Raw genomic sequence first — 9,917 nt, 5'->3', positions numbered from 1 at the left:
CAGCGGGAGCGAGCGAGCGCGCCCCGCGCCCGGTGCGGGGAACGAGGGGGACGGCCAGCTCCGCCGTGCCCTCGGCCGGCGGCGAGCACGTCGCGCCGCCGGCGCACCCGCCGCCCCCGGCCCGTACGAAACGCACCTCCCCGCCGTCCCGCCGCAGCCGCCGCAGCCGCGCCGCGCCCTCCGCCGACGCGGAGAACGCGCCGCCGAACGCCTCGGCGAGCGCGGCGTCCAACTCCCGGAACTCCTCGTCCGTACAGGGAACCTCCACCCGCGGGCCGTCACCACCGGGCAGCCGGCCGGCGAACGAGTCCGGGGTGCAGACGAGATACTCGTGCACCGCCTCCGTCCCGAACCCCGCCGCCCGCAGCACCCCCGCCACCCCGGGCGCCGCCTCCGGCGCGAACTCCAGCCGCGGCAGCAGCCCCCGCTCCCGGAAGGCACCGACCAGCGCGGCGACGTCGCCGCCCGTGGGAGCGGCGCCGGGCAGCGGGGTCGCGTAGTTGAGGTACGGGCTGTCGGTGCCGGGGGAGAAGCCGGCGACGAAGCCGCCGGTCTCGACCACGTCGGGGCGGCGCCGGAGGTGGGCGACGGCGAAGTCCTGAACCCGGTTGTCCATGGAATGTGCCACGGTGATGTCGACCTCACGAAGTCTCTGGAAAGCGCAGACAGGAGAGAGCGCCCACGCGGCACAGCGCGCGCGGGCATCGTGGGGCCGCCGTAAGGGACGGGCGTGTCCGCTACGTAAGCGGGCCGGTCACCCGGGGCCGACGGCGGCCGCTGACGGACGCCGGAGTCAAAGGCTTCGTTCCTCACCGTGAGTACGCCGGAGGGATCGCCGGCAAGTGCGTTCTACAGGCCCGCAGAACGCCGCCAACCTCTCACGCCCACCGCCCCCGTGCAACGCGATTCCCCGCCGCGCGCGCCGATCACCCGAACCTCGCCCGCCCGGCGCCGCTTCCGGCGGCGTCCGCTCACACGGCGGCGCGCCCCCGGCGGTGCTGGGCGCGCAGGGCGGCCAGTCTCCGGTGGTCGCGGGCCGGGGAGTCGCTCTCGTCCAGGGCGAGGAGCGACAGGAGTTGCACGGGACGTCCCGACGACGCGGCGGCCTCCAGCTTGTGATGGCCGTCGAGAAGGAAGTGCGTGAGCCCCCAGTGCTCGTAGTAGTCGGCCGACCGGTCGTCCATCGCCGGCTGGCACAGGTCCAGGGTCGAGACAGCCACCGCCGTCGGCACCGCCCCCCGCCGCATCTGCCCGGCGTACTCCTCGACCCGGTCGCGCTCGTTCCAGGTCGGCGGGACCATCGGCACCACGAACTCGTAGAGGTGCGCCTCGTCGCCGACCGCGGTCTCGAACGTGCGGTAGTACGGGGTGTGCGGGTACTCCGGCAGGCCCCAGAACCCGTCGATGCCCCAGGTGGCCACCTGCTCGTGGCTGAAGTAGTCGCCCTCCTGCCCCGGGACGGTCAGCCTCGGCTCGATCCGGAGGAGGAGGGGCAGATAGTCGCCCTCCGGAAGCAGCGCGGCGAACGCCTCCACGACGGCGCCGTCCGGTTCGGTGAGCCGAAGGGCGAGGCGTTCTCGCACGTGGTCCAACGACAGCGTCTGATTGGCGCCCTCAAGTCGCCTGAACAGAAACGGGCAGGTCCCGCACCAGAAGCTGCGCTCGAACGCAGGCTCGTCGTCGACAACGACCAGCCTGCGGCCGGCCCACGCCCCCGGCGCCTTCGCCCCCTCCGCAAACCGGAGCCTCGCCCGGGACTCAGGAACCCCGAGCCTCCGCGCCTCACCGACCAGCACCCTCACCCGCACGACCGTACGAGACACCACCGCCGCCTGGCACGCCGTTTCCCGGTGCCGGTCACAGCCGACTCGGCAGGCACCACGCCGCACTCGTGTGCGCGGTCACCACGGCCCACACACGCACCGATCCCATCGCGCTCCAGCCCTCACCCGGCCAACGCCTTACGCACCCGCGCCCGCCCCAGCGCCACTGCGACCCCGCGGGCCGGACCATCGATCTGCGGGCCTCGTACGACCACGGAGTGCGCCCTACGGGGTCCCCGCCGTGTTCGGCGTGGTGACCCGGTCCGCGGGCCGCGGAAGACCACGCGGGGCCCGGCCCGTACGTCACCCGGACCGCGGTGGTCCGCCCGCCGGAAGCCGTTCCACGACGCGGAACCGCTCCGCGACTACCAAGGTGTCGTCATCGACGGTGAACCCGGGGTCCCCGAGGATCTCCCGAACGGCCGCGCTGTGCCAGAACGCCTCGTGCCCTTCCCGCCACGCGGCGACGCTCTCGTGCCCCTCGCCCTCGTCCACCGCGTGCCGCACGTCGACCTCCCGCAGCGGCAGCACCCGCACAGCCGTGGTCTCGACGACGGCCACCCGCCGCCCTTGCGAGTCCAGCAGCGCCGCCCGGTCCCCCACCTCCGGCAACGCCTCCCCCTCGGCCTCGTACGCCGCAAGCAACCCCGTCGTCGCCGTCTTCGCCCCGGACAGCACCGCGGCAACGAGCCTGTCGCGCAACGTCCCGGGAAAGGCCAACTCGTAAGGAGGCAACTGCTCCACGGCTTCCGACATACCCCTAGGCTACGGATCGGCCGGGAGCGGACGCGGGCCCGTGCCCCTGCGGGGTCACAGGTAGTCGAAGTAGCGAATCCACCAGCTGGGCCGCGTGGTTCCCCCGCCGTACGAGTACGGGATCTTGTCGGCCGGCGCGCGCTGTCCCAGGCCCGCCGGCTGGGATGGTCGGCGGCTGGAGCGGCGGGTACGACGACGCCGAAACGGAAGGGGCTCGTTTCGGCGGGCGGTCGCGCGGGCTGGTCCTTCTTGGCTCGGCGGAGGTGATCAGGACGCGGCTTCGCCGTGGCGGGGGATGAGATCGGCCAGTTGCTGTGCGGTCGCGGTCGGGTGGGCGGTGTGGATGAGTTCCGTGCGGTGCACCAGGCGGGGTTCCTCGACCGGGACGGCCGTGATGCCGGGGAACGTGGCCGCCAGGGGCAGGGGGAGGGCGGTGAGGCCGAGGTCGGCGGCGGTGAGGGAGGCGAGGCCGTGCAGATCGGTTCCTCGGTGGCGGATGCGGGGGCGGAATCCGTCGGTACGGCAGACGGCGCGCAGCCGGTCCAGGGGGACGGCGGTGTCGGGGGCGTCGATCCACCGGGCCTGCGTCAGGTCGGTGAGCCGGACCGAGCGGCGCCGCGCCAGGGGATGGCCGGCGGGGAAGAGCACGGCCAGCGGCTGCTCGGCTGCCGCGCGCGTGGTCGTTGGGCCCAGATCGGGCAGGGGAAGCGGGTCACTGGGCGCGGCGACGCCGTCGACGAGGCCGAGGTCGGCGCGGGCGGTGAGGACGTCTTCGAGCACCGATTCCCTGGCCAGGAGCCGTACTTCGGCGTCCAGGAGGCGGGTGGCCGTGTGCAGCTGGGCGAGGGCCTGCGCGACGGCGGGGGTGAGGGCGGCGGGCGAGCAGGCGAGGGTCAGCCGGGCGGGCCGGGCGTCGGGCAGGCGGGCGATGTCGGCGCGGGCGGCATCGAGTCGCAGGAGCAGGGCGGGGGCGTGCTCCATCAGCCGCGTACCGGCCGGTGTGGGGGCGACGGGACGGCGTTCGAGCAGTCTGGCGCCCAGGTCGGCTTCGAGTGCGGCGATGTGCTGGGAGACCGCGGACTGGGTGTAGCCCAGGGCCGATGCGGCCCGGGAGAAGGAGCGGTGCTCTAGAACCGCGACGAAGGTGCGCAGCAGATGCGTGTCCATGGACATCAGCATCACTTATGCGGAGTGCAGGAATCATCGTTGGACGTGATACGGGCCGGTCAGCAGGATGGACGGCATGAACTCCACGGCACGCATCGCGCTGGTCGGCGACCGCTCCGACGCCGTTCGCTCCCATGCCCGTGTCCCCGGCCTGCTGGAGGCCCTGCGCGTCCGGGAGGGGTGGGACCTGGACGCCTACTGGGTCGCCACGGAGGACGCCGACGCGACGACGCTGGGCGGCTTCGACGCGGCGTGGGTCCTGCCGGGGAGCCCGTATCGCAGCGAGGCCGGGGTCCTGGCCGCGATCCGCACGGTGCGCGAGAACGGCATCCCCTTCCTGGGGACCTGCGGCGGCTTTCAGCACGCCCTCCTTGAGTTCGCGCGCTCTGTCTGCGGCCTGGACCGCGCCGCCCACGCCGAGAACACCCCGGAGGCCCCGGACGAGGACGCCGTGATCGTGCCGCTGGCCTGCTCGCTCGTCGGCCACGAGGGCGTCATCCGCATCGCGCCAGGCTCGCTGGCCTCCGACCTGATCGGAGCCGACCGCGCCCGGGCGCGCTACCACTGCGACTACGCGCCCAACCCCCGCCACCTGGACACCCTGCGCGCCCACGGGCTGGCCTTCACCGGCACCGACGAGTCCGGCGAGGTCCGCATCGCCGAACTGCCCGGCCACCCCTTCTTCCTGGCCACGCTCTTCCAGCCCGAACTCGACGGCGACGGCACCCGGGCCCATCCACTGATCACCGGCCTGGCCGGGGCCGCCGTCGACCACGCCCGCGCTCGATGAGCCGGGCCCCCACCCCAGCCTGGACGGGTTCCCTGACCTGCTCGGAAGAGAACCGCCGACCCCAAGCGCGCGCAGGCCCCGACCACCGGTAGCGGCGGTCGGGGCCTGGGCGTGCCGGTGGTTCAGTCCGCGACGGGGAGATAGACGCGGTTGCCCGCGGCGGCGAACTCCCTTGACTTCTCCGCCATGCCCGCCTCGATCTCCTCCTCCGTCGCGCCGTGGGCGCGGCGGATGTCGTGGGAGATCTTCATCGAGCAGAACTTCGGTCCGCACATCGAGCAGAAGTGCGCCGTCTTCGCCGGCTCCGCCGGCAGCGTCTCGTCGTGGAACTCGCGCGCCGTGTCCGGGTCCAGGGCCAGGTTGAACTGGTCCTCCCAGCGGAACTCGAAGCGGGCGTCCGACAGGGCGTCGTCCCACTCCTGGGCGCCGGGGTGGCCCTTCGCGAGGTCCGCGGCGTGGGCGGCGATCTTGTAGGTGATGACGCCGGTCTTGACGTCGTCGCGGTCGGGCAGGCCCAGGTGTTCCTTCGGGGTGACGTAGCAGAGCATCGCCGTGCCCCACCAGGCGATCATCGCGGCGCCGATGCCGGAGGTGATGTGGTCGTAGGCGGGCGCGATGTCCGTGGCCAGGGGACCCAGGGTGTAGAACGGAGCCTCTTCGCAGATCTCCTGCTGCAGGTCCACGTTCTCCTTGATCTTGTGCATCGGTACGTGGCCCGGGCCCTCGATCATCGTCTGCACGCCGTGGGACTTCGCGATCCGGTTCAGCTCGCCGAGCGTGCGCAGCTCGGCGAACTGGGCCTCGTCGTTGGCGTCGGCGATCGAGCCGGGGCGCAGCCCGTCGCCGAGGGAGAAGGTCACGTCGTACGCGGCGAGGATCTCGCACAGCTCGTCGAAGTGGGTGTAGAGGAACGACTCCCGGTGGTGGGCCAGGCACCAGGCGGCCATGATCGAGCCGCCCCGGGAGACGATGCCCGTCTTGCGGCGGGCGGTGAGCGGGACGTAGCTCAGCAGGACGCCGGCGTGGACCGTCATGTAGTCGACGCCCTGTTCGCACTGCTCGATGACGGTGTCCCGGTAGACGTCCCAGCTCAGCTCCTCCGCGCGGCCGTCGACCTTCTCCAGCGCCTGGTAGAGCGGCACGGTGCCGATGGGGACGGGGGAGTTGCGCAGGATCCACTCGCGGGTGGTGTGGATGTTGCGGCCGGTGGACAGGTCCATGACGGTGTCGGCGCCCCAGCGGGTGGCCCACGTCATCTTCTCGACCTCCTCCTCGATGGAGGAGGTGACCGCGGAGTTGCCGATGTTGGCGTTGACCTTCACCAGGAAGTTCTTCCCGATGATCATCGGCTCGGACTCGGGGTGGTTGACGTTCGCGGGGAGTACGGCGCGGCCGGCCGCGATCTCGTCGCGGACGAAGGCGGGCTCGACGCGCTCGCGCAGCGCGACGAACTCCATCTCCGCCGTGATCTCCCCGCGTCTGGCGTACGCCAGTTGGGTGACGGCCGGTCCGCGGCCGCGCCGGGGCTGGCGCGGGCGGCCGGGGAAGACGGCGTCGAGGTTGCGCAGGCCGCCGCGGGGGGCGGTGTGTTTGAGGCCGTCGTCCTCGGGGCGGGGCGGGCGCCCCGCGTACTCCTCGGTGTCGCCTCGGGCGACGATCCAGGGGTCGCGCAGCGGGGTGAGCCCGCGGCGCACGTCGGTGTCGATGGTCGGGTCGGTGTACGGCCCGGACGTGTCGTACAGCGTCACGTCCCGGCCGTTCGTGAGGTGCACGCGCCGCACCGGGACCCGGATGTCGGGCCGTACGGGGTGTGCGAGGTGGTCCTTGTGCCAGCCGACCGCGCTGGATTCCTCGGTGGCGGGCGTACGTGCATCCGAAACGGTCATGGAGACCCACTCCCTACGCCGGCATTACCCGGTAACAGGTTCGGCGGTCGGCGCAGCCGCGGTCCGGATACGGATCCGTCAGCGCCCTCTCAGCCCGGTGCTCCGAGCTCCCGCGGTGTGCAGTTCGCCGACCACGCTAACCGCTGCACGTCCCTGTGCGGAAGAGGGCCCCGGGGCCGCCCTGCGATGATCTGGCCGTGACACATTCGCAGGACGGCAACCACGGGCACGGGCACGAGCACCCCCACGGGCACGACCACGGCCCCGACCAGGGGCACGAGCACGGGTATGGCCAGGGGCACGGCCACGCGCACCTGCACGACCACGGCGCCCCCGTGCCGCCCGCCTCGCACCGGCTGCGTACGGTGATCGCCGCGGTGCTCGTCCCGTTCGCGCTCGCCGTGCTCGCCGGGCTGATCGCGCTGTGGCCGGGCGACGAGCCGGCGGGCGAGCGCAGCGGCATCGGCTTCGACCAGGAGCGGCAGCGGGCGAAGGTCACGAAGGTCGAGCAGGTCAAGTGCGCGGACGTGGGCGCGCAGATCCAGGAGCAGGGGCCGCCGGGCGGCGGGGGCGACGAGCCGCGGCCCGACGAGGACGCGGTGTGCGAACAGGCGACGATCGAGGTGACGTCGGGCAAGCACGCCGGGCGTACGTTCACGGAGGTCGTCGCGCCCGACGCGTCCCGGCGGTACGACGTCGGGCAGGAACTCGTCGTCTCCTACGCGCCGAAGGCGCCGCGCGAGCTGCAGTACTCCGTCTCCGACGTGGTACGCACCGTGCCGATGACGGCGCTGGCGCTGGTGTTCGCGGTCGCGGTGGTCGTCGTCGGGCGGCTGCGCGGGCTGGCGGCGCTCGCGGCGCTGGCGGTGAGCTTCGCGATCCTGATCCTGTTCATCCTGCCGGCGATCCTCGACGGGTCGAATCCGCTGGTGGTGGCGGTGGTCGGCGGCAGCGCCATCATGCTGTTCGCGCTCTACCTGTGCCACGGGTTCAACGCCCGTACGTCCGTGGCGGCGCTCGGCACGCTCGCGTCGCTGCTGCTGATCGGGCTGCTGGGCTCGCTGTTCATCGGCTGGTCGGAACTGACCGGGGACACCGACGACTTCACGGGGCTCATCCACACCCAGTACCCGGACATCGACATGAGCGGGCTGCTGCTGGCGGGGGTGCTGATCGGGTCGCTCGGGGTGCTCGACGACGTGACGGTGACGCAGGCGTCGGCGGTGTGGGAGCTGCGGCAGGCGGACCCGTCAGCGCCGTGGCGGAAGCTGTACGCGTCCGCGATGCGGATCGGCCGGGATCACATCGCGTCGGTGGTGAACACGCTGGTCCTCGCGTACGCGGGCGCGGCGCTGCCGTTGCTGCTGCTGTTCACGATCGCCGACCAGGGGATCGGCACGGTGGCGACGAGCGAGTTCGTCGCCGAGGAGATCGTACGGACCCTCGTGGGCAGCATCGGGCTCGTCGCCTCGGTGCCGCTGACGACGGGGCTCGCGGCGCTCGTCGTCTCGGCCGACCGCCACCCGGGGGCGGGGACAGGCCAGGGCTCTGGAGCAGGCCGGGGCTCGGGAGCGGGTCCGGGCCGGGGCCGCCCGGGGGCGGAAGGCTGGGCGGGCACGGGCTCCGGCGCTGCCGCGGCTCCCCCCGAGGGCCGCTCCCGCCGCCGGGGCGGCGGCGGCCGGCGGCGCCGGAGGTAGCGCCGGAGGCGGGGACGCGGCCGGCTACCTGCCGCTCCCCGACGACGATGTGCTCATGAACTGCCGCACCAGGAAGATCGCACCCGCGATCAGCGCCGCGGCCAGCAGCACCTTGAACAGCAGGCCGATGATGAACCCGACCAGCGCCATGATCAGGCCGCCGAAGACCACCAGCACGATCGCCGGGATCAGCACCCACGTCACCCACCACGGCAGTCCCGCGGTGATCTCTTTCACGGACACGGTCATTCCTCCTCGGGTACGCCGGGGTTGTCCCGGTGCCTTCGATGCTAGGCCGCCGCAGGGGCGGACGGGAGTGCCCCCGGCCCCGGTCCACCCCGGAACCGACCCTGAGTCACCCCTGAGGGACTGATTCACGCCTCGGGTGGAGAGAAGACCACCAGGACGCGTAGATCCTCGGTGATGTGGTGGAAACGATGCGGGACACCCGCCGGCACGTAGACGACGCACCCCCTGCCGACCTGCGTGGTCTCGTCGCCGACGGTGACGGAGCCGCGACCGCTCATGATCACGTAGACCTCGTCCTGGCGATGCGGCTGCTGCGGGTCGGGGGTGCCCGCGTCCAGCGCGTACAAGCCGACCGACATGTTCCGCGCGCGCAGGAACTGGAGGTACGCACCGTCGTTCGCGCGGCGCTCAGCCTCCAGATCGTCCAGCCGGAATGCCTTCATCGTGCTCCGTCCTCCGCGTCCATGGTGCTCCCGACTACCTCTGGAACGATCTCTCCATGAAGACCTTCATCATCAAGACCCTGGCCAACGCCGCAGCCCTCGCGGTCGCTGTGTGGCTGATCCCCGACATCGGGCTGACCGGTGACGACAACGCCGACAAGGCCGTCACGCTGCTGCTGGTCGCGTTGATCTTCGGCGTCGTGAACTTCGTCGTCAAGCCTCTCGTGCAACTGCTGTCGCTGCCGTTGCTGCTGCTGACCCTCGGGCTGTTCACGCTCGTGATCAACGCGCTGATGCTGATGCTCACCTCCTGGATCGCGGACGAGGCGGATCTGAGCTTCCACGTGGACGGGTTCTGGACGGCGGTGCTCGGCGGGCTGGTGATCAGCATCGTCTCGTGGGCGACGAGCATGGTCCTCGACCGGGACTGAGCCGGGGCCGGAGGGCGTGCGCACGGCATCCGCGGGGCATTCGCCGGCCACCGGCACCGGGCGCAGGCGGCCGGGCTGAGGCAGGATGGAGCGCATGCGAACGAGCGAACGCCCCGACCCCGCGCCTTTCCGCGTCTGCTTCGTCTGCACCGGCAACATCTGCCGCTCGCCGATGGCCGAGGCCGTCTTCCGCGCCCGGGTCGCGGAGGCGGGGCTCGACGTCGAGATCGAGGTGGACAGCGCCGGCACCGACGGCTGGCACGTCGGCGAGGCCGCCGACCCGCGCGCCGCCGCCGTGCTCTCGCGGCACGGCTACGAGCTGAAGCACACCGCCCGGCAGTTCACGCCCGACTGGTTCGCCGAACGCGACCTCGTCCTCGGCCTGGACAGCGGGCACGTGCGCCGGCTGCTCAAGATCGCACCGACGCCCATCGACGCCGAGAAGGTACGGCTGCTGCTCTCCTTCGCGCCGGACCTGGACCTGACCGACGTCGAGGACCCGTACTACGGCGGCGCCCGGGGCTTCGAGGAGGCTCTGGAGCTGATCGAGGCCGCCGCCGCGGGGCTGCTGCAGGCCGTACGCGACGAACTCGCCGCCCGCCCGTGACTTGCCCGGCCGCCGCGCGGCCGGGGCCAGGGGGGCCCGGCGCCGACGGTCCCGGCGGCTCCCGCGGC

At 72.6% G+C, this 9,917-nt stretch carries 11 protein-coding genes; 4 read left to right on the top strand and 7 right to left on the bottom strand.

The annotated features are described in order from the left end of the window. The 4 genes from ABD317_RS28325 to ABD317_RS28310 all read right to left on the bottom strand — a co-directional run. Positions 1-616 (bottom strand): GNAT family N-acetyltransferase (locus ABD317_RS28325; protein WP_344293309.1); only part of this gene is annotated, 616 nt, incomplete at its 3' end. A gap of 355 nt (positions 617-971) precedes the next feature. Beyond that, the gene (locus ABD317_RS28320; protein WP_344293313.1) at positions 972-1,583 is read right to left on the bottom strand and encodes a hypothetical protein; all 612 of its coding nucleotides are present in this window, start codon (positions 1,581-1,583) and stop codon (positions 972-974) included. Positions 1,584-2,126: 543 nt separating this feature from the next. After that, a complete protein-coding gene (locus ABD317_RS28315) occupies positions 2,127-2,579 on the bottom strand; it encodes an ASCH domain-containing protein (protein ID WP_344293307.1) in 453 nt (150 codons plus the stop codon). 267 nt (positions 2,580-2,846) lie between these two features. Then, positions 2,847-3,746: a LysR family transcriptional regulator gene (locus tag ABD317_RS28310; protein ID WP_344293305.1), complete on the bottom strand. Its 900-nt coding sequence runs from the start codon at positions 3,744-3,746 to the stop codon at positions 2,847-2,849. Positions 3,747-3,822: 76 nt separating this feature from the next. Here ABD317_RS28310 and ABD317_RS28305 point away from each other — a divergent pair, with 76 nt between their 5' ends. After that, a complete protein-coding gene (locus tag ABD317_RS28305; RefSeq protein WP_027752876.1) occupies positions 3,823-4,536 on the top strand; it encodes a CTP synthase C-terminal region-related (seleno)protein in 714 nt (237 codons plus the stop codon). A 122-nt stretch (positions 4,537-4,658) separates the two neighbouring features. On the opposite strand, the gene thiC is transcribed toward ABD317_RS28305, so the two are convergent. Further along, entirely contained in the window at positions 4,659-6,422 is a 1,764-nt protein-coding gene (thiC, locus tag ABD317_RS28300; protein ID WP_027752878.1) for a phosphomethylpyrimidine synthase ThiC, read from the bottom strand. A gap of 197 nt (positions 6,423-6,619) precedes the next feature. Here thiC and ABD317_RS28295 point away from each other — a divergent pair, with 197 nt between their 5' ends. Further along, entirely contained in the window at positions 6,620-8,119 is a 1,500-nt protein-coding gene (locus ABD317_RS28295) for a YibE/F family protein (RefSeq protein ID WP_425582455.1), read from the top strand. A 24-nt stretch (positions 8,120-8,143) separates the two neighbouring features. Here ABD317_RS28295 and ABD317_RS28290 read toward each other — a convergent pair whose 3' ends face one another. Both ABD317_RS28290 and ABD317_RS28285 read right to left on the bottom strand, forming a co-directional pair. Next, positions 8,144-8,368, bottom strand: a complete 225-nt coding sequence (locus ABD317_RS28290) for a DUF5326 family protein (protein WP_344293302.1) — start codon at positions 8,366-8,368, stop codon at positions 8,144-8,146. 125 nt (positions 8,369-8,493) lie between these two features. Continuing rightward, complete coding sequence (locus ABD317_RS28285) at positions 8,494-8,811, bottom strand: cupin domain-containing protein (RefSeq protein ID WP_027752881.1); 318 nt, start codon at positions 8,809-8,811, stop codon at positions 8,494-8,496. Positions 8,812-8,867: 56 nt separating this feature from the next. Between ABD317_RS28285 and ABD317_RS28280 the strand changes: the two genes are divergently transcribed. Both ABD317_RS28280 and ABD317_RS28275 read left to right on the top strand, forming a co-directional pair. After that, entirely contained in the window at positions 8,868-9,242 is a 375-nt protein-coding gene (locus tag ABD317_RS28280) for a phage holin family protein (protein WP_027752882.1), read from the top strand. An 85-nt stretch (positions 9,243-9,327) separates the two neighbouring features. Beyond that, a complete protein-coding gene (locus ABD317_RS28275) occupies positions 9,328-9,849 on the top strand; it encodes a low molecular weight protein-tyrosine-phosphatase (protein ID WP_344293299.1) in 522 nt (173 codons plus the stop codon). The last annotated feature ends 68 nt before the right edge of the window (positions 9,850-9,917 follow it).

It is taken from the genome of Streptomyces synnematoformans (genome assembly GCF_039531005.1).
GTDB lineage: Bacteria > Actinomycetota > Actinomycetes > Streptomycetales > Streptomycetaceae > Streptomyces > Streptomyces synnematoformans.
The sequence above is the reverse complement of the archived record's forward strand: the minus strand, read 5'-3'. Positions and strand labels throughout refer to the sequence as shown.

Excerpts from the sequence above, each read along its gene's own strand:
- ABD317_RS28315 (WP_344293307.1), bottom strand. The coding sequence starts at position 2,579 with ATGTCGGAAGCCGTGGAGCAGTTGCCTCCTTACGAGTTGGCCTTTCCC.
- ABD317_RS28310 (WP_344293305.1), bottom strand. The coding sequence starts at position 3,746 with ATGGACACGCATCTGCTGCGCACCTTCGTCGCGGTTCTAGAGCACCGC.
- ABD317_RS28305 (WP_027752876.1), top strand. The coding sequence starts at position 3,823 with ATGAACTCCACGGCACGCATCGCGCTGGTCGGCGACCGCTCCGACGCC.
- thiC (WP_027752878.1), bottom strand. The coding sequence starts at position 6,422 with ATGACCGTTTCGGATGCACGTACGCCCGCCACCGAGGAATCCAGCGCG.
- ABD317_RS28290 (WP_344293302.1), bottom strand. The coding sequence starts at position 8,368 with ATGACCGTGTCCGTGAAAGAGATCACCGCGGGACTGCCGTGGTGGGTG.
- ABD317_RS28285 (WP_027752881.1), bottom strand. The coding sequence starts at position 8,811 with ATGAAGGCATTCCGGCTGGACGATCTGGAGGCTGAGCGCCGCGCGAAC.
- ABD317_RS28280 (WP_027752882.1), top strand. The coding sequence starts at position 8,868 with ATGAAGACCTTCATCATCAAGACCCTGGCCAACGCCGCAGCCCTCGCG.
- ABD317_RS28275 (WP_344293299.1), top strand. The coding sequence starts at position 9,328 with ATGGAGCGCATGCGAACGAGCGAACGCCCCGACCCCGCGCCTTTCCGC.